General features: G+C 60.6%; 17 protein-coding genes. 3 read left to right on the forward strand and 14 right to left on the reverse strand.

Going from position 1 to position 18,780, the window contains the following annotated elements:
* Positions 1-193: 193 nt before the first annotated feature.
* Both NAV33_RS09980 and NAV33_RS09985 read right to left on the reverse strand, forming a co-directional pair.
* Positions 194-2,326 carry a methyl-accepting chemotaxis protein gene (locus tag NAV33_RS09980; RefSeq protein WP_255979514.1) on the reverse strand — a complete coding sequence of 711 codons (2,133 nt, stop codon included), beginning with the start codon at positions 2,324-2,326 and terminating at the stop codon, positions 194-196.
* Positions 2,327-2,577: 251 nt separating this feature from the next.
* Positions 2,578-3,582, reverse strand: coding sequence for a GlxA family transcriptional regulator (locus tag NAV33_RS09985; protein WP_255979515.1), 1,005 nt, complete (start codon positions 3,580-3,582; stop codon positions 2,578-2,580).
* Between the two features lie 53 nt (positions 3,583-3,635).
* Here NAV33_RS09985 and NAV33_RS09990 point away from each other — a divergent pair, with 53 nt between their 5' ends.
* Positions 3,636-4,415 (forward strand): MBL fold metallo-hydrolase, encoded by a 780-nt coding sequence (locus NAV33_RS09990; protein ID WP_255979517.1) that lies wholly within the window; start codon positions 3,636-3,638, stop codon positions 4,413-4,415.
* A gap of 136 nt (positions 4,416-4,551) precedes the next feature.
* Here NAV33_RS09990 and ppnN read toward each other — a convergent pair whose 3' ends face one another.
* From ppnN to NAV33_RS10005, 3 genes are all read right to left on the reverse strand, one after another.
* Positions 4,552-5,925, reverse strand: coding sequence for a nucleotide 5'-monophosphate nucleosidase PpnN (ppnN, locus tag NAV33_RS09995; protein WP_255979519.1), 1,374 nt, complete (start codon positions 5,923-5,925; stop codon positions 4,552-4,554).
* A 406-nt stretch (positions 5,926-6,331) separates the two neighbouring features.
* Positions 6,332-7,282 carry a homoserine kinase gene (locus NAV33_RS10000; RefSeq protein WP_255979521.1) on the reverse strand — a complete coding sequence of 317 codons (951 nt, stop codon included), beginning with the start codon at positions 7,280-7,282 and terminating at the stop codon, positions 6,332-6,334.
* A gap of 30 nt (positions 7,283-7,312) precedes the next feature.
* Complete coding sequence (locus NAV33_RS10005) at positions 7,313-7,594, reverse strand: DUF2782 domain-containing protein (RefSeq protein ID WP_255979523.1); 282 nt, start codon at positions 7,592-7,594, stop codon at positions 7,313-7,315.
* Between the two features lie 76 nt (positions 7,595-7,670).
* Here NAV33_RS10005 and polA point away from each other — a divergent pair, with 76 nt between their 5' ends.
* Positions 7,671-10,415, forward strand: a complete 2,745-nt coding sequence (gene polA / locus NAV33_RS10010) for a DNA polymerase I (RefSeq protein ID WP_255979525.1) — start codon at positions 7,671-7,673, stop codon at positions 10,413-10,415.
* 491 nt (positions 10,416-10,906) lie between these two features.
* Here polA and NAV33_RS10015 read toward each other — a convergent pair whose 3' ends face one another.
* The 6 genes from NAV33_RS10015 to NAV33_RS10040 all read right to left on the reverse strand — a co-directional run bounded on the left by NAV33_RS10015 (position 10,907) and on the right by NAV33_RS10040 (position 14,699).
* Positions 10,907-12,865 carry a DUF4105 domain-containing protein gene (locus NAV33_RS10015; RefSeq protein ID WP_423836662.1) on the reverse strand — a complete coding sequence of 653 codons (1,959 nt, stop codon included), beginning with the start codon at positions 12,863-12,865 and terminating at the stop codon, positions 10,907-10,909.
* Positions 12,862-13,182, reverse strand: a complete 321-nt coding sequence (locus tag NAV33_RS10020) for a DUF2388 domain-containing protein (protein ID WP_255979527.1) — start codon at positions 13,180-13,182, stop codon at positions 12,862-12,864. The genes NAV33_RS10015 and NAV33_RS10020 overlap by 4 nt, the downstream gene beginning before the upstream one ends.
* A 25-nt stretch (positions 13,183-13,207) precedes the next feature.
* Positions 13,208-13,501, reverse strand: coding sequence for a DUF2388 domain-containing protein (locus tag NAV33_RS10025; RefSeq protein ID WP_255979529.1), 294 nt, complete (start codon positions 13,499-13,501; stop codon positions 13,208-13,210).
* A 90-nt stretch (positions 13,502-13,591) separates the two neighbouring features.
* On the reverse strand, positions 13,592-13,909 hold the full coding sequence (locus NAV33_RS10030; protein WP_255979531.1) for a DUF2388 domain-containing protein: 318 nt from the start codon (positions 13,907-13,909) through the stop codon (positions 13,592-13,594).
* A gap of 104 nt (positions 13,910-14,013) precedes the next feature.
* Positions 14,014-14,214, reverse strand: a complete 201-nt coding sequence (locus tag NAV33_RS10035) for a DUF1127 domain-containing protein (RefSeq protein ID WP_255979533.1) — start codon at positions 14,212-14,214, stop codon at positions 14,014-14,016.
* A 170-nt stretch (positions 14,215-14,384) separates the two neighbouring features.
* A complete protein-coding gene (locus NAV33_RS10040) occupies positions 14,385-14,699 on the reverse strand; it encodes a putative quinol monooxygenase (RefSeq protein WP_255979535.1) in 315 nt (104 codons plus the stop codon).
* 167 nt (positions 14,700-14,866) lie between these two features.
* Between NAV33_RS10040 and NAV33_RS10045 the strand changes: the two genes are divergently transcribed.
* Complete coding sequence (locus NAV33_RS10045; protein ID WP_255979537.1) at positions 14,867-15,451, forward strand: NAD(P)H-dependent oxidoreductase; 585 nt, start codon at positions 14,867-14,869, stop codon at positions 15,449-15,451.
* Between the two features lie 66 nt (positions 15,452-15,517).
* Here NAV33_RS10045 and NAV33_RS10050 read toward each other — a convergent pair whose 3' ends face one another.
* From NAV33_RS10050 to NAV33_RS10060, 3 genes are read right to left on the reverse strand one after another with little or no spacing between them, the layout of a single operon-like run.
* Complete coding sequence (locus NAV33_RS10050) at positions 15,518-16,969, reverse strand: NAD(P)(+) transhydrogenase (Re/Si-specific) subunit beta (protein ID WP_255979539.1); 1,452 nt, start codon at positions 16,967-16,969, stop codon at positions 15,518-15,520.
* The gene (locus NAV33_RS10055; RefSeq protein ID WP_021209089.1) at positions 16,966-17,286 is read right to left on the reverse strand and encodes an NAD(P) transhydrogenase subunit alpha; all 321 of its coding nucleotides are present in this window, start codon (positions 17,284-17,286) and stop codon (positions 16,966-16,968) included. Before NAV33_RS10055 ends, NAV33_RS10050 begins: the two co-directional genes overlap by 4 nt.
* A gap of 12 nt (positions 17,287-17,298) precedes the next feature.
* Positions 17,299-18,420 (reverse strand): Re/Si-specific NAD(P)(+) transhydrogenase subunit alpha, encoded by a 1,122-nt coding sequence (locus NAV33_RS10060; RefSeq protein ID WP_255979541.1) that lies wholly within the window; start codon positions 18,418-18,420, stop codon positions 17,299-17,301.
* Positions 18,421-18,780: the final 360 nt, after the last annotated feature.

The raw sequence follows: 18,780 nt of genomic DNA on the forward strand, positions 1-18,780 counted from the left end.
CGTTTCAACTGTCGACGACCCCCTTATGGCGATTGCCATCCTATGTTTCAGCGAGCGCTCACCTTTCTGCGCGAGCCGCTGAAAATGAGTGGCGACTGGGCAGATGAGCAGCGCTGATTCGATTGTCGAATGCTGCGCTAAGCGTGTGGCTGGGTTGCAACAGACTTGGCTGAATCAACCCGCAGCGTTAGCGTCACGCACGATCCGAGCTCACTCGGAACGTGTCGGATAACTGATTCAGCCTCGCTGCCGTTTCCTTGACCTGGTCAGAGCTGTAGCGCAGGGTTCGAATTACCTCGGCCATCGCTTGGGTGGTCTGCGCCACATGTCCGGCCTGGCGGCCGTGCTCTTTGCTGTTGATATCCATCACTGCGATTACCTCGAACAGTTCCTCCACTGTTTGATGCAGCGTGTCGTTACCATCTGAAGCAGTACTGGCCTGTTTCATCTGCTCGTCGACGTCGGCAACGCCTTGCTCCATCAGAGCCACTGCCTCGCGAGTAGCGTCACGGATCGACGTAATACCCTTGCTTATCTCTTCGGCGGCGTTGGCTGTCCGCGATGCCAGCGCGCGCACCTCATCGGCTACCACTGCAAAACCGCGTCCGTGTTCACCGGCTCGTGCGGCTTCGATTGCAGCGTTCAACGCCAATAAATTGGTCTGGCTGGTGATGTCGGTAATCAGCGAGACCATTCCGACGATTTCACTGGAGCGCCGGTCAAGCTGCTGTACGCTGTGAGCCGAGCTTTCAACAATATCTCGAATCTTCTGCGTGCCAGTACTGACGGTTTCCAAACGTTCACGAGCCGACTCGACTACATGCCCCATGGTCTGTTTCATTTGCGCAGCGGTATCCGAAGCACTACTGACCGTCTGCAGCTGGGCCTCGATCATGCCCAACATTTGATTGATAGTCAGCGTGACTTCCTCCGCTGTATCGCTGGCCCCCTGGTTATGCTTGAGCATCTGTTCGCTGTTGTGCAGCGCATGTTGGCTGGCCTGTTTGAGCCGTCCGACAATGGTGTCTAGGTTATCGATGAAGCTGTTCACCCAGCGTCCGAGCTCGCCGGTCTCGTCGGGTACGAAACGCGTAGTGTCCAGTCGCTGCCGCAGATTGCCTTCCCCCTCCGCAATGTTGCGGATGATTTCGGTCATACGACCCATTCGACGTGCCAGCTTCTTGGTGCCGTTGCGCCAGAACCACCACGCCGATGCGGTTAATACGCCCAGTTCGATCAGGCCAGCGAAAGGCTGCTGGAGTTCGGACCAGGCCAGACCGACTTGTGTGCCGGCAATCATTACCATGAGGAGAAGGAACTGCTTCATCAGGTCATAGCTGAGCGAGCGGTATCGGTATACCTCCTCGAGATCGGCTTCGCACATCATTCCCCAGCGATCGGGCGAGCCGGAAAGACTGAAAGTCACACCTTTGCCGATGACCGGGATATGACGATAGTCGGCGTACCCTGGGTAGCAGACGTAAGTATTTTGTCCCTTGCGGATCGTCTCGCGAACACCGGGGTGTAGCTGGCCGGTCGCCGGGTCAGTAAAGCGAACCTCGAACTCGGTATGCTCGCGGACGCTCACCGTGCTCCATGCCGTACGGATACCGTCTTTCAGGTTGTCGCCATGGCTGAAGGTGTTGTCCTCGAAGCGCGATCGCGATAACGCTCGGCCCGGCTCGATGGACGAGTCGAAGCGCGACTCGACCATAAAAATGTAGTTGTCCCCTGACTCTTGGTAAATATGTCCTGCTTCTCGCTGAATCAAATCACCAAGTACGTCATTGGGGACTCGCGCGCAAAGGCAACCGCCACAAGCTAGCGGTTGGTAAAACATCAGCGTTACGGCGTCATGGAAACTGGATGTCGACGCGCCCAGCAACCGGGTGCGCGGATCGACATATGGGCCGTGCAGAAAACGTTGGCGCAGACCGGTGCGTACGGCACTGGCATTCAGATTGTCCGGTGTGGAGTCAGAGACGCTGCTTTTGATGAGTTTTCCGGACGCATCGAGCAGAAACAACTCCGTCGCGTCCGGCATTTTGCTTTTGAGAAGGGCCAGTTGTTCGCGGCTGACGCCCGAGAGGTCCACCGCCACTGCTTGGCCGATCGCTTCCAGCGTCGTCCACTGGTTGTCGCACCATTGCTGAAGCAGCTTTACTCTCGTGGCCGACAGGCTTTCAAAGATCCCCTCAAGCTGTTCGTAGCGATTCGAATTGACCCAGCAGGCCCAACCCATGCGCAATTTGCTGGTATTGCCGAACCACGGCAGCCAGCTACGCTCTGGCCTGCTGAGCGCCATCTCATCGCTGCAAAGTGTCATGCATAGCCCTTATTTCAAAAATGCTAATGCTTTCCTGCAAAAAGCGAACCCAATATGTTTCCATTTGATTTACGGGTACTGGTCGGATCACATGATGATTGGCTGCCGGATGCACAGCGCTTCGCCACGTAAAGAAGCGCACATAACTACGCTAACAACGCATCATTACAGTGCGAAAGGCCATCATAGTGCCAGCTTTTGGGGTTGTGGTAGCTGGAGGTGGAAAGTAACCATGATCGACGCTTGGGATCCTAGCAGCGCGAAAACCGCTGTCGGTACTTCGCCGGGGTGAGCGCGGTCAGTTCCTTGAACATTCGCCGCATATTGGAGTCGCTGCTAAAACCCAACTCGGCGCTGATGGAGCTGACCGACGCGGAGGTCAGAGTGAGACGTTCGCTCACCTGACTCAACTTAATGCGCCGTGCATAGGCGGCCGCAGGCACTCCCGTCTCACCTCTTATCTTGCGTGCCAGTGAGCGTTCGGACATGCCAAGTTCTATAGCCAGCTTCAGCAGGGTGATTTGTTCGGCTGGCAGTCGTTCCACCAGGGCATGAACCTGACGCAGCAGCCTGCTGGGTTGCTCGATGAGACTTATGGCCTGAAATGCGTCATGCGACAGTGCGGGACGTGGGAGCACCATCAATTTTATGAGGTCGCGAAAAACCGCGGGACTGACGTGTCGCTCAATCAACGATTGTGCGATCGGCAGATAGCCGTTTACTCCCGTAGCGGTGGCGTTGCTCTCGTTGAAAATGCAATTTTTCTCGCTCTGCCAGCGGATCTTTGGATAACGCTTGAGCATCGTGTCAGCCAGCCACCAGGTTACGGTCGCGCACTGGTTGTTCAGGCGGCCACTCGCAGCTGTCAGGCAAACACCCACACAGTAGCTCCACAGCTGGCAACGCTTTCCTTGTCTGGATAAGGCGGCCACGAGGTCAGCATTAGCAGCCAGTGTCTTATCGATATGTTGTGCTGATTCTGCCCAGAATCCGGGTATCAATATGGCTTCGAGTGCACCGTCGTTGAGGGCATGTGTTGCTTGCAGAACCAAGCCATGTGCGCATGCAATCGGGCCGCTCTGCAAGGCAATGAAGCGCGCTTCAAAAAGCGGTAGCCCGGTTCGACGGTTGGCGGCATGCAGCATATCTGCAAAAGCGAGCAGGCCGGCAGGCATGCAGCCGGGGAACAGGAGAAGGCCTACTCGAAGCGTTCTGGACATGGCTTGAAATGAACCAAATATGTCTAAATTGGCCATTATGGCTGCAGTTGTTGTTCGGCACCATGAAGTCCTACCTGAGGGGCTTCATGATGAAAATTCAGCAGATCCGCAACGCCACAATTATTCTCGAACTGGGTCCTTACCGCGTTCTCGTCGATCCCATGCTGGCGAAAAAAGGAGCGCTTCCTCCACTACGGGTGTTGTCCGCACGGCAGAGAAACCCTGTGGTTGAGCTACCTGATTCGGCAGCTGACGCGCTCGAAGGCGTAACCCACTGCTTGATCACGCACTGTCAGAAAGGCCATTTCGACCACCTCGACCGGGCCGCCAAGCACTGGCTTAGAGAGCGGCAGATTCCCGTCATCTGTACCCCTCATGATGCGCCGCATCTCGCGGAACGAGGCCTGAATGTCCAGCCACTTCCAGATGATCATGAGCAGCCAAGCCCATTCCTGGATGGGCTTATTCGTACGGTCAGGTGCACTCATGGTAATGGCCTGATCGGGAAGTTGATGGAGCACGGCGTTGGCTATCTGATCGAGATACCCGGCGAGCCCAGCCTGTATCTGGCGGGCGACACCGTTCTCACTGCGGCGGTTCGAGAGTTTGTCCTGCAGCATCAACCTCAGGTCAGCGTTGTTCCCGCAGGAGGAGCGCGTTTCGATATCGGCGGCGACATCATCATGGGTGTCGATGAGGTGCTTGAATTCACGCGATTGAGTCGGGGCAGGGTAGTGGCCAACCATCTTGAGGCTATCAGCCACTGTCCTGTTACCCGAGAGGAATTGGCGACTGCTGCAATTGGCGCTGGCGTGGCCCATCAGCTACTTATTCCGGCCGATGGGCAGACGTTAGTCATGAATTGCTAAGCAGGGCTTTCAATAATGTTCAGCCCTGCGTTTGCAGTAATGGCGTAAGGATGAGCTGATCGATCAGCCATCACGGAAGTGCTTACCGGAGCTGCAGCGGGGAGCGCAGCGCTACCTGTCAGTCACGCCCCGTTTCTTAGGTGACCACCCGATAGCAGGGCACGTATGGCCTGTCGCCGGGCAACTTCATGCGGTGCTGTTCGACGAAGGCCTGCAGTAAGTTATCCAGTGGCTTCATGATCGCCGCGTCACCATGTATCTCGTAACGGCCGTATTGCTCGATGCGCCGGATACCTTTGTCTTTGACGTTGCCTGCGACGATGCCGGAAAAGGCGCGGCGCAGGTTTGCCGCCAATAGATGCGGTGGCACGTCGCGGGTCAGTTGCAGGCTGGCCATGTTTTCGTGAGTCGGATCGAATGGATGCTGGAAACCTTCTTCGATCTTCAACAGCCAGTTGAAATGGAACGCATCGTTGCGCTCGCGACGGAACTGCTTGACCGCCTTCAGCCCCTCGACCATCTGCCGCGCCACCTCGGCCGGGTCGTCGATGACGATCTGGTAGTGCTGCTGGGCCTCTTCACCGAGGGTGGCGCCGACGAATTCGCGCAATTGCCGCAGGTAGGGCGCGGCGCTTTCCGGGCCGGTGAGGATGACCGGGAAGGGCACGTCGCGATTGTCCGGGTGCAGCAGGATGCCCAGCAGGTAGAGAAATTCCTCGGCAGTGCCGACGCCGCCGGGGAAGATGATGATGCCGTGACCGACACGGACGAAGGCTTCCAGACGCTTTTCGATGTCAGGCAGGATCACCAGTTCGTTGACGATCGGGTTCGGCGCCTCGGCAGCGATGATGCCTGGCTCTGTCAGACCCAAGTAGCGGCCGGCTACGATGCGCTGCTTGGCGTGGGCGATGGTTGCGCCCTTCATCGGACCTTTCATCACACCCGGGCCGCAGCCGGTGCAGATGTTCAGTTTGCGCAAGCCCAGCTCGTGGCCGACCCGCTTGGCGTACTTGTATTCCTCGCTGCTGATCGAGTGCCCGCCCCAGCACACCACCATGTTCGGTTCCGCGCCGGGCCGCAGCGTGCGGGCATTGCGCAGCAGGTGGAAGACGTAATCGGTGATTCCCTGGGAACTGCTCAGGTCGATGCGTGGGCTGCCCAGTTCGCTTTCGGTGTAGACGATGTCGCGCAATGCGCTGAAGAGCATTTCCCGCGTGCTGGCAATCATCTCGCCATCGACGAAGGCATCGGCGGGTGCGTTGAGCAGCTCCAGCCGCACGCCACGGTCCTGCTGATGGATGCGGACCTCGAAGTCGTCGTAGGCCTCGAGGATGGTCTTTGCGTTGTCGATGCGCGCCCCAGTGTTGAGGATCGCCAAGGCGCACTGGCGGAACAGCGTGTAGGTGCTGCCCGAGCTGGCTTCGCTCAGTTGTTGGACTTCCCGTTGAGACAGCGTTTCCAGGCTGCCCTTGGGACTGACGGAGGCATTGATTACATAGCGTGAGGTCATTGTTGTTTCCCTGAAAACAATGCCACCGGGCCAGGCAGGTCAGGCGCATCAGGATAGTGAGCGCAGCATCAGTGGCAGCGCGCGTTTGTACAGTCGTGCGGAAGTGTCGTGCCAGCTCCTTGAACGGCGAATGCTGCAGACGGAATCGATCCGCAACTGAGCCGATGGCTGAAGCCGGCATCTTACCAGCCGTGGCGACGAGCACCGGCGGGGATTACTTGACGCTGACGACATGGAATAGGTTCCTCGCTCTGCCCTTGTAGCTACGGCCGTAGCTATTGGATTCGACAGCAAGCGGAGCCGATAGATTTCGCGTCGCAAAGTCGATTTCACTAGCGATCACTGCAAGAGCCAGCAGCAACGAGATGAGGGTTGCGATGGCATTGCTCGGTTGCGGCAGGCCCGTCTAGAACGCGAATGGCAGCGCGCTATGAAACTGCTGGCGGGCGGCGAGCAGGCGGCGGAATTCTTCTGGGTCCTTGATCAACACCGGTTGCCCAGCGAAGTTTTGCGCGGCGATCAGACGCGAGAGCCAGAAACGCACGCAGGCGACGCGCAGCATGGGCTGCCACAGCTCGGCTTCGGCTGGGGTGAAGCGGCGCAGGGCGGAATAGGCGGCCAGCAGCGCTCGGCTGCGCTCTTCGTCGATTTCGCCGTTGGGGTGCGAGCACCAGTCGTTAACCGTGATCGCGATGTCGTAGAGCATCGGCCCCGAACAGGCGTTGTAGAAGTCGATCACGCCGGTGAGGTGACTGCCCTCGAACAGAACGTTGTCGCGGAACAGGTCGGCATGCAGGTTGGCCCGCGGCAGGGCCAGAATTTTCGGTTTCAATTCGGCGATTTCGGCGAGGCCATCACGCAACAAGGGCAACTGGTCTTCGCTCAGCGACATAGCGAGGCTGGGACCTTCTTCCTGCATCCAGTCCAGGCCGCGATCGCTGCGGCGTTCGAGGATGTGCTCGCGGGTCGCCAGATGCAGCCGCGCCAGCAGCCGTCCCACCTCGGCACAGTGATGGGTATTAGGTGAGGTGACGTGTTTGCCCGGTAGCCGCGGCTGCAGCATTGCGGGTTTTTCTGCCAGGGAGCGCAGCGCTTCGCCGCGCTCGGTGCGCAATGCATAGGGCACCGGCAGACCGGCGCGGTGCAGCACATCGAGCAGTTCGATAAAGAACGGCAGATCCTGGGTCGGGCCGCGTTCGACCAGCGTCAGGACATATTCGCCCTGTTCCAGGCTGATAAAGAAATTGCTGTTCTCGCTACCGGCGGCGATGCCTTCGAAGTCGCGTAGGCGCCCCAGTTGATAAGGTGCGAGAAAGGCTTCCAGCTCTTCGCGTTGCAGAGGCGTGAATACAGACATGACGTGCCTTCCGTTACGTTTTGCGCTGCGTTACCAGCTGAAGATTTCCCAGGCCGGAATCAGCATGTCCGGGCGGTCGGCGCGGATGAAGTTACTGTCACCATCAGCGCGGACGAGAAAGTATGGCTTGCCGGTCTTGGGCGTGATCTTCACAGCATAGAGGAAGCCATTGACCCGGTACTCCTCGACGGTGCGATCACCTTCCTGGCGGATGGTCACGTCGGGCTCGCCCTCGACCGACTCCTGGGCAAAACCGGTGAGCGGCACGAGCGCCAGCAGGCTGGCCAGCATCAGAGGTTTGACTGCTCGCATGATAACCTTGCCCCTTTGTCGTCAGATGGTCCGATGCATTCTAGCTGCGGGCCCGCCGAAAAGGTTGATCCTGCTCATGAGCCAAGCGCCCCTCGTTCTGGTGGACGGTTCGTCCTACCTCTATCGCGCCTTCCACGCCCTGCCGCCGCTGACCACCTCCACCGGTAAACCCACCGGCGCGGTCAAGGGTGTGCTGAACATGTTGCTGTCGCTACGCAAGCAATATCCGGACAGCCCGTTTGCAGTGGTCTTCGATGCCAAGGGGCCGACGTTCCGCGACACTCTGTTCGCCGAATACAAATCCCACCGCCCGCCGATGCCGGATGATTTGCGTGGTCAGGTCGAGCCGTTGCACGCCAGCGTTCGCGCCCTCGGCATGCCGCTGTTGTGCGTAGATGGCGTGGAGGCTGACGACGTGATCGGTACGTTGGCGCGCCAATGCGCGGCGCTCAAACGCGATGTGGTTATCTCCACTGGCGACAAGGACATGGCCCAGCTGGTCTGCCCGCATGTGACTCTGGTCAACACCATGACCGGCAGCGTCTATGACATCGAAGGCGTCAGGACCAAGTTCGGTGTCGGCCCCGAGCTGATCATCGATTTTCTCGCGCTGATGGGCGACAAGGTAGACAACATCCCGGGCGTGCCCGGCGTCGGCGAGAAGACCGCCTGCGGCTTGCTCAACGGCATTCCCGGCGGCATCAAGGGGCTTTACGAGAACCTCGAAAAAGTCTGCGACCTGCCAATCCGCGGCGCCAAGTCGCTGGCCGTCAAGCTCGAGGAGCACCGCGACGCGGCGTTTATGTCTTACGAGCTGGCGACGATCAAGATTGATGTGCCGCTGGATGTACAGGTCGCCGATCTGATGCCCGGCGAGCCGCACCGCGAAGCGCTGATCGCGTTGTACCGCGAGCTGGAATTCAAGGCCTGGCTCGACGAGCTGCTGCGCGAAGCAAAAGCTGCCGGCGAGAATTGCGAGGTGCAGCCGGAGGGCTGTTCGATCCAGGCAGAAGCCGAGTACGACACCATTCTCGATCAGGGCGAATTCGACGCCTGGCTGGCCAAGCTGGAGAGCGCCGACTGTTTCGCCTTCGATACCGAGACCACCAGTCTCGATGCCCAGAAGGCGCAACTGGTGGGCGTTTCCTTTGCGATCGAGACGGGGAAAGCCGCGTACGTACCGCTGTGCCACAGCTACATGGGCGTGCCGCAGCAGCTCGACCGTGATGCGGTGCTCGCCGCCCTGAAGCCGCTGCTGGAAGATTCGACCAAGCGCAAGATCTGCCAGCACGGCAAGTACGACATGAACGTGCTGATGCACTACGGCATCGAAATTCGCGGCATGACCTTCGACACCATGCTCGAATCCTACGTGCTCGACGCCACCGCCACGCGCCATGACATGGACAGCCTGGCGCTGAAATATCTGGGCCGCGGCACCATCCGTTTCGAGGACATTGCTGGCAAAGGCGCCAAACAGCTGAGCTTCGACCAGATCGCCATCGAGCAGGCCGGGCCTTATGCCGCCGAAGACGCCGACGTCACGCTGCGCCTGCACCAGACTTTGCTGGCCAAGCTCGGAGCCACGCCGTCGCTGCTCAAGGTACTGAACGAGATCGAGATGCCGCTGGTGCCGGTGTTGGCGCGAATCGAGCGCAACGGTGCGCTGGTGGATGCCAATCTGCTCGGGCTGCAAAGTGTCGAGCTGGGCGAGCGGCTGATCGAGCTGGAGCGTGAGGCCTACGATATCGCCGGTGAAGAATTCAACCTCGGTTCGCCCAAGCAGCTCTGCGCGATTCTCTACGACAAGCTGGGTTGCCCGGTGCTGTCGAAAACCGCCGGTGGCCAGCCTTCGACGGCCGAAAGCGTGCTGGCCGAATTGGCCGAGCGTGACTACCCGCTGCCCAAGGTGATCACGCAGCACCGCTCTTTAAGCAAGCTCAAGGGCACCTACACCGACAAGCTGCCGCAACAGATCAATCCGCGCACCGGCCGCATTCACACCAGCTATCACCAGGCAGTGACAGCGACCGGGCGCCTTTCCTCCAGCGACCCGAACCTGCAGAACATCCCGATCAGAACGGCCGAGGGCCGACGCATCCGCCAGGCCTTCGTCGCGGCGCCGGGCTACAAATTGCTGGCGGCCGACTACTCGCAGATCGAGCTGCGCATCATGGCGCACCTGGCGCAGGACGAAGGCTTGCTCTACGCCTTCCAGAACGACCTGGACGTGCACCGCGCCACCGCTGCCGAGGTGTTCGGCGTGGAGCTGGATCAGGTCAGCAACGACCAGCGGCGCAGCGCCAAGGCGATCAACTTCGGCTTGATCTACGGCATGAGCGCCTTCGGCCTGGCCAAGCAGATCGACGTCAGCCGCGGGGAAGCACAGGCCTATATCGACCGCTACTTCGCCCGCTACCCCGGCGTGCTCGCTTACATGGAACGCACCCGTACCCAGGCGGCGGAACAAGGCTACGTCGAAACCCTGTTCGGGCGTCGGCTGTACCTGCCGGAGATCAACTCGAAGAACGGCGCCATGCGCAAAGGCGCCGAGCGCACCGCGATCAATGCGCCGATGCAGGGCACCGCGGCGGATATCATCAAGCGCGCCATGATCAGCGTCGACAACTGGTTGCAGGAGAGCGGGCTGGATGCGCGGGTGATTCTGCAGGTGCACGACGAACTGGTGCTGGAGGTGCGCGAGGATCTGATCGAGCAGGTGCGTGAGCGCATCTGCCCGCTGATGAGCCAGGCGGCCGAGCTGGATGTGCCGCTACTGGTCGAGGCCGGCATCGGCGACAACTGGGACGAGGCGCACTGATGTCGGCTAGGCGTCATGGTGCATCGACAGCGCAAATTGTTCAGCGAATCTCCGTGGTAAAGCGCTTCGATAAACATAAGCAAAAAAAATTAAAATTCCGATGAACTTGGGTGCAAATACCCAGTCTTAGGCTACGAAGGGTGTAGAAGCCCTTCGATGCTCCTTGTTGTGTTAAGTGTTGGCAGATCATCTGGACCTCGCCTTAGCGGTCCGGATTTGGACCTCGAACTTCCCCCTCCCCCAATGAAGTTCGAGGTTTTTTTTCGCCCAGAGAAAGTCTCCGTCGCTGTTCTCAGCTCAACCTACGGTTCGCCGGCGTGGCGCAGTAGGGTGGGCCGGGCGGCGTTCCGCTTCAGCTCACCGCAGTGGGTTTAGCTGAACTCTAGATGGCGTGGAGCGAAACGATTGGTCGTTCCTACGCTCACGCTCTTGCGTCCAGAGCAGCGCTCCACGCGGAGCATGTGAGCAATCGATGTCTTGCTCGCGCCGCGTCAGGGCAACTGCAAACCACCGCCAGCCTTGTGCAACGCCCGCAAATGTTCGCCGATCTGCGCAAGGTTGGCCTCTACACTTTCGAGCTCCAGACGGCGCTCTTCGCCCAGCAATAGGCGCACTTCCGCATTCAAGGTCTCGGTGAGCTGACTGAGCCGTTCCTGACGCTGGCTGCTTTCCTGTTCCAATCGTTGCCACTCATTGGCCTGCGGCAGGCCGTAACCGCTGCCATTGAGCAGCTCGGCCGGGCGGCTGAGGTAGCCACTGTTAGCGAGGATCCCCTGCAAGGCGTCGTCGGCCTTGGCCAAGCTATCGTCTCCGCGTTCGCGGCCGCTCAGATAGCGCTTCTTCAGCTCCTCCTGCGCTAGCAACAAGTGCCGGCGCAGGGCTGCCTGTTCCACCAGTAGCAACGCCGCGCTGGTGCGCAGATCAGCCTTGTCGATCCAGGGGCGGCGTTGCTCGGCGCTGAGTTCCAGCCATTGTTCGACATTCTTTTGCGGCAGCCCCAGGCGTTCGCGGAGCACGGCGAACATGGCCTGATAGCGGTCGCGGTAGGAATCGAAACGATAGCCCAGGCGCAGCGCTTCGCGCGGGTCGTCCAGCACGCTGGCATCGGCCAGGTCGCGGTTGATCAAAATTTCCAGAAGGCCGCTGGGCAAAATGCTGTCCAGCGCGGCGAGCTCGGGGCGGGCCGTGCCGCTGCGCAGCAGCTTGAGGGTTTCCACGGCGCAATTATTGGACAGAAAGTAATAGTCACCGTCATAGCTCCAGTGCATCTCTGCGCTGCGTTCAACCAGCATGTCGATCTCGTCGCGTTGCAGCTTGAGCGGGATCGAGGCCAGGCTACGTAACTCCACCTTGGTGTACTCGTCGATTACCTGGCCCAGCGGCAGGACGAACAGACGCGACGGATAGACGCCGGTGAGGCCGTCCCAGCTCGACAGTTGCACGTCGCCGACAAAGGCGCGGAAAGACAGCACCAGATGATGGTCGAGATCCAGTCGGCAATCCGGCCCGCGCGGTCGGCCCGGTGCGCAGATGACCAGGCGCAGCATGCTATGGCCCCAGCGGCTGACCCAGGCGTCGTTGGCCTCTGCGAACAGATAGTCCACTTCGTAGACCCGCTCCGGGACGAGCTTCACCAGCGGCGTGCGGGCGAAATCGTGGCCGGCGTTGAGTATCGGCAGGCCCGGCTCGCAATCCGCTACGTCGGCGGGCTGCCAGCCGAAATGCTCAAGGAAGTAGCGGTGCAGCGAAGGGCGACGGCAAGCATAGCTGGGGTCGAGGAGAAAATATTCGAGGTTCACCGCGACGAATTCCAACGGATTGGTCAACTCGTAGGTGTCCGGGCTGCGAGCAATCTGGGCGTTCTCGGCTTCTCTTTCGCCGCGCTGACCGACGCGCTGGGGCCAGCCCGCCAGGTCGAGCAGGCGCGGGTCGTCGCTGAGCGTAAAGCGGCGTTCAGTCTGGCCGCGGCAGCGGTCCGGCAGCCCGACCAAGCCGAGGCTGGCAGCGCGCTGGCCGCAGAGCGCCAGTTGCCGATGGTCTTCCTGCGACCAGAGCTGGGCGCGGTCATACAGGTGCGCGATCTCGTGGACCAGCGTCGCCAGCAATTCTCGCCGCACCGTCCCGTGTGGGCGCTCGGTGCGCTGATCAGCGGCGCTGCCATCGGTCAGCCCGGGCAGCAGGCGGCGGTTGAGTAACAGCAGATCGCCGCCCGCGCTGCCATAGACGTTATGGGTCAAGCCATCATGCCAACGAACACGGACGTCTCGGTCGAGTCGTTGGATCATCCGTGGCGGCAGAGCGGCCACCGCTTCGTCCAGCAGCTCCTGACTGGCTGCTCTCTCGGCCGGTTGCAGATCGCTGTCTTCCAGCGTCAGCCGCAGGTCGGCCTGACAAAGGTTGGTGAGCGCAGTGAGCGCAACGGCTAGCCACCAGGCGCGAGATGATTTCACTGAGCGAGGATGGTTTCAGCCAGTGCCAGATCGCTGGCTTGTCGGGCTTCGGGGAATTTACTGCGTAGGCTACCGAAGGCGGCCTCTAGCCTCGCGCCACGGATCGCGCCACCGCTGGCAACGAAGCCTGCGGCCTCGTCCCGGGCTTCGCTGACGATCTTCATATCGCTGATGCGGCTGGTGACGTCCGAAGTGAAATTGATGCTGCGGTCCAGCGCGTTGACGACGATATTGCTCGTCGCGACCAGGGCTTGCGCCTGAGCGCTGGTGGTCAGGATGGCCAGCGCAAAAGGCGCGGCGATCAGCTTCAGGTTCATGATGGAGTCTCGTGAATCGGGTGGGTCATTGGACGAGGATTGCCTCGGCCAGTTCAAGGTCGCTTGCGGCAAGTTGTGGCTGCTGTTCACGCAGCCAGCGCAGCGCCGCTTCCAGCCGCGCGCCGCGGATTTCGCCTTGGCTGGCGACGAAGCGGGCCGCCTCGTCACGCGAATCGAGAATCAGCTTGTTGTCGAAGGGGGCCGTGGTGACCTGGCTGGCGACATAGGTGGAGGCGACGGTGCCAGCGAAGATGCTGTCGAATGCCTGCGCGCTGCCACAGAAGCAGCAGCCGGCCAGTACAAGGTAGAGCGAACGCATGTAAATCCCGGTGCCGAAAAATCAGCTGCCAAGGCTAGCGAAACGCCAGCCCGACGGCCAGCGTCGCGGACCAGGATTCGGTGTGACCGATTAAAGCGCCAGGATCGCGCTGGCCAGTTCCAGATCGCTAGCCTCAAGGCTCGGCGCCTGGCTGCGGATGTGGCCGAGCGCTGCCTCCAGCTGGGCGCCACGCGTCTCGCCATTGCTGGCGACGAAGCGGGCCGCATCGTCACGCGCATCGAGCACCAGCTTGTCGTCGCCCAGGTCCGAGGTGATGTCGGAGGTGCCTTCGACGGTGTTGACCAGCGAAGCGCCGATGGCGTCGATGGTGCCGGTGATGCTGCCAGCCGATGCGGTACCCGCTATCAGCCAGGCGGCAGCGGCAAACGGCAATAAATACTTGTTCATAAGATTCTCCAGGCTAGACGCGGCTTCCCGCCGACGCTCTTTCGACCGCCGCATCAGGGTGCCGTTCAGCTTAGGCCCCGGGACTTCGGCTGGGAAGCACGGCGTCAGCGCCAGAAGGGCTTAGTCAGCTCGTCCATGCGTTCGCTGTGGCTGATGCCGACGTCGGCCAGCTGACGATCGTCGAGTGCGGCCAGTTGGCGGCGCGTGCGTGCGCGTTGCTGCCAGAGCCGCAACAGTTGCAGCAATCGGCGTAGCGGTGCCGTGCCGATACGCAGGGTGAGCGTGCGGGGCAGTACGCGCTCCATGTGCCTCTCCTTCCCGCTGCTTCGCGGGGATGGGTTATGGGCAGATAGAGTCGCGTGCCGCGCTGTTGCGTAACAGTCACAGGCGATATGGATTGTGCCGGTTCAGTTTCGAACGGCAACCAACTGTACTGCTGCTCTATTGGCTGAACTGTTCATCGCAAGGCCGCTACTCAGTCCGTTGCGGATGACGGGCTGATCATTTCGATCGGGCGAATCTCGAAGTCACGTGTCAGGAAATCCATGCGCTGTTCGTGGAAGCGACGCATGTGCGGCAGCGCGCTGTGCGCCTGCAGATGTTCGGGCGATTGCCAGACCTCGTAGAAGATGAACAGCGTCGGGTCCTCGCCATCGCGCAACATGTGATATTCGATGCAGCCGTCTTCGGCCCGGCTCGGGGCGACATAGCTTTTGAACAGCGCCTCGAATTCTTCGGCTTTGTCCGGTCGCGTGTAGGCGTGGAGGATGAAGGCGCAGGCGTCGCCCATGAGGTTTTGCTCCGTACGGGAAGTGTCTGGCTGAGAAAGCTATCGCATGAGCCGACCGAGTATTCGTGACTTTCAGTCAATTCGCTTTTGTCGCGAAGGCTCTGTTTCGCCGGATTAGTAATCGTTAGGCTGCTCGCCATTCGTAACTGATCAGGTCACCTACTTCTATGAAAAACGTATTGCTGCTCAACGGCGGAAAACAGTTCGCCCACTCCGATGGCCGCTACAACGCCACCCTTCATGAAACCGCGTTGAGCTTTCTCGACCGTGCCGGCTTCGACGTCAAGCAGACGCAGATCGATGCCGGCTACGACTTGGCCGAGGAAGTTGCCAAGTACCTCTGGGCGGACGTAGTCATCTATCAGATGCCCGGCTGGTGGATGGGCGCGCCCTGGACAGTGAAGAAGTACCTCGACGAGGTATTCACCGAAGGTCATGGCAGCCTCTACGCCAACGACGGCCGTACGCGCTCCGATGCCTCGCAAAAATACGGCAGCGGCGGGTTGCTGCACGGCAAGCAGTACATGATTTCCGCGACCTGGAATGCGCCGCAGCAGGCCTTCGATGATTCGAGCGACTTCTTCGAAGGAAAGGGCGTCGATGCCGTCTATTTCCCGTTCCACAAGGCCAACGAGTTTCTCGGCATGAGCGGGTTGCCCACCTTCCTCAGCGTTGATGTGATGAAGCGGCCGTCCATCGAAGCGGACATCCAGCGCTACGAAGCGCATCTGGCCAAGGTGTTCGGTCTCTGAATCCTTCGCAAAAAACAAAACCCCTCGCGGCCAGGCCGGGAGGGGTTTTGGTATTGCAAGGTGCTGTTATTCCACAGCCTTGACCATATCCTCGACCACCTTCTTGGCATCGCCGAAGACCATCATGGTCTTGTCCATGTAGAACAGTTCGTTGTCCAGGCCGGCATAGCCGCTGGCCATAGAGCGCTTGTTGACGATGATTGTCCTGGCCTTGTAGGCCTCGAGGATCGGCATGCCGGCGATGGGCGATTTCGGATCGTTCTTCGCCGCCGGGTTGACCACGTCGTTGGCGCCGAGCACCAGCACCACGTCGGCCTGACCGAACTCGGAGTTGATGTCCTCCATCTCGAACACCTGGTCATAGGGCACCTCGGCCTCGGCGAGCAGCACGTTCATGTGTCCGGGCATGCGGCCGGCCACCGGGTGGATCGCATACTTCACGGTCACGCCCCTTTCGACCAGCTTCTCGGTCAGCTCCTTCAGCGCATGCTGAGCGCGGGCCACCGCCAGGCCGTAGCCGGGGACGATGATCACGGTGTCGGCGTTACCCAGCAGGAACGAGGCATCGTCGGCCGAACCGGATTTGACCGGACGCTGTTCCTGGCTGCCCTTGGCCGGGCCGGCATCTGCCGCGCCGCCGAAGCCGCCAAGGATCACGTTGAAGAACGAGCGGTTCATCGCCTTGCACATGATGTAGGAGAGGATCGCGCCGGAAGAACCTACCAGCGAGCCGGCGATGATCAGCATCGAGTTGTTCAGTGAGAAGCCGATACCGGCCGCCGCCCAGCCCGAGTAGCTGTTGAGCATCGATACCACCACCGGCATGTCGGCACCGCCGATGGGGATTATGATCAGCACGCCGATCACGAAGGCCAGCGCCACCAGCAGCATGAACGCGGTAAAGTTGCCGCTGAAGGTGTAGATCAGGCCCAGCACCAGAATCGCCACGCCGATGGCGAGGTTGATCTTGTGCTGGTTGGCGAACACCACCGGTGCGCCCTGGAACAGGCGAAATTTGTATTTGCCGGAGAGCTTGCCGAACGCGATCACCGAACCGGAGAAGGTGATGGCGCCGATGGCTGCACCCAAGAACAGCTCCAGGCGATTACCGGCCGGAATCGGATAGCCGATGGCCTGGACGATGCCCAGCGACTGCGGTTCGAGCACCGCCGCGATGGCGATGAACACCGCGGCCAGGCCGATCATGCTGTGCATGAAAGCGACCAGCTCGGGCATCTTGGTCATCTCGACGCGCTTGGCCATCAGCGTGCCGATGGTGCCGCCGATCAGCAGGCCGAGAATGATGAAGCCCAGGCCGGCCCAGGGACTGGCGCTCTCGACCAGCTGCGCGCCGAGCTTGAATACCAGAAACACCGTGGTGACCACGGCGATACCCATTCCGATCATGCCGAACAGGTTGCCGCGGCGTGAGGTGGTAGGGTGCGACAGGCCTTTCAAAGCCTGGATAAAACTCACCGAAGCGATGAGGTAGAGCAGGGTGATCAGGTTCATGCTCATGGCTTGGACTCCGCCTTAGCGCCTGCGCGCTCCTTCTTCTTGAACATTTCCAGCATGCGCCGGGTAACCAGGAAGCCACCGAAGACGTTCACGGCGGCCAGGGTCACCGCCAGGGTGCCCATCAACTTGCCCATCGGGGTGACGGTCAGGGCGGCGGCCAGCATGGCGCCGACGATGACGATCGCCGAGATGGCGTTGGTCACCGCCATCAGCGGGGTGTGCAGCGCGGGGGTGACATTCCAGACCACGTGGTAGCCGACGTAGATCGCCAGCACAAAGATGATCAGGTTGTAGATGCCATCAGAAATCATGTCCATGTTCGGGCTCCCTTAACCGTTGGTGCGCACGACCTGACCGTCGCGGCACATCAGGCACGCGGCGACGATGTCGTCTTCGAGATTGAGCTGAAACCTGGCTTCGCCATCGATCACCAGCTTGAGGAAGTCCAGCAGGTTGCGGGCGTATAGCGCCGAAGCATCCGCCGGCACGAGGGTCGCCAGGTTGGTGTAGCCAACCAGGGTCACGCCATGCTTGACCACCACCTGGTCGGCTTCGGTCAATGGACAGTTGCCGCCCTGGGAGGCGGCGAGGTCGATCACCACCGAGCCGGGCTTCATCTGCTGCACGGTTTCTTCCTGCAGCAGCGTCGGCGCCTTGCGGCCCGGAATCAGCGCGGTGGTGATGATGATATCGGCCTGCTTGGCACGTTCGTGCACGGCTTGGGCCTGGCGCGCCATCCAACTCGCGGGCATGGGACGGGCATAGCCACCGACGCCTTCGGCGCATTCGCGCTCCTCGTCGGTCTCGCACGGCACGTCGACGAACTTGGCGCCAAGGGACTCGATCTGCTCCTTCACCGCCGGGCGTACGTCCGAGGCTTCGATCACCGCGCCCAGACGCTTGGCCGTGGCGATGGCCTGCAGACCGGCGACGCCGGCACCGAGAATCAACACCCGTGCGGCTTTGACCGTACCGGCGGCGGTCATCAGCATCGGCATGAAGCGCGGGTACTGGTTTGCCGCGACCATCACCGCCTTGTAGCCGGCGATATTGGCTTGGGATGACAGCACGTCGAGGCTTTGCGCGCGCGAGGTACGCGGCGCCGCTTCTAGGGCGAAGGCGGTGATACCGCGTTCGGCCATGCGTGCGATGTTGTCGTTGTCGAAGGGATTGAGCATGCCGATCAGAACCGTTCCTGGCTGCATCTGCGCCAGTTCGGTTTCGTTCGGTGCGTTCACCTTCAGCAGGATCTCTGCTGCGAACGCCGCAGCGGCATCGGCGATGGTTGCGCCTGCCGCTTCAAAGGCACTGTCCGGGACGCTGGCGTGTACGCCTGCACCGCTCTGCACAGTGACCTGATGCCCTTGGCCGATCAGCTTCTTGATGGTTTCCGGTGTCGCGGCGACGCGCGTTTCACCGGGCCTGGTTTCGAGAGGAACACCAATGTGCATTGTTCTTGTTCTCCTGCTTGATCGTAACCAGCGGGCTGCCTGGTAACCCGGCTATTGCACGCTGGCATTACTTTTCGCCCGGCCACTGCGTATGGCGACCGGGTGTAACTGCTGGTTGAGACCGTTGCGGCGCGGCATTCTGCAAGGGCTTGGCAAATCAAACAACCGTTTTAATCGGAACGTTGCGGTGTCGGCCCGTTCAAAACGTGACCGTTAGGTTGCTTTGTAACGCTACAGGCCTTGCTGGTATTGGGTTAGACCTTCGTCTAAGGCTTCATGCCAGGTTATGCGCGACGCAATCATGAATGGCGGGCCATAGACGGGGTATTCGTCCGAGGCGTTGTCTATATTCGACCTAGG

The sequence above is a fragment of the Stutzerimonas stutzeri genome (assembly GCF_024448715.1).
Lineage (GTDB): Bacteria > Pseudomonadota > Gammaproteobacteria > Pseudomonadales > Pseudomonadaceae > Stutzerimonas > Stutzerimonas stutzeri_AR.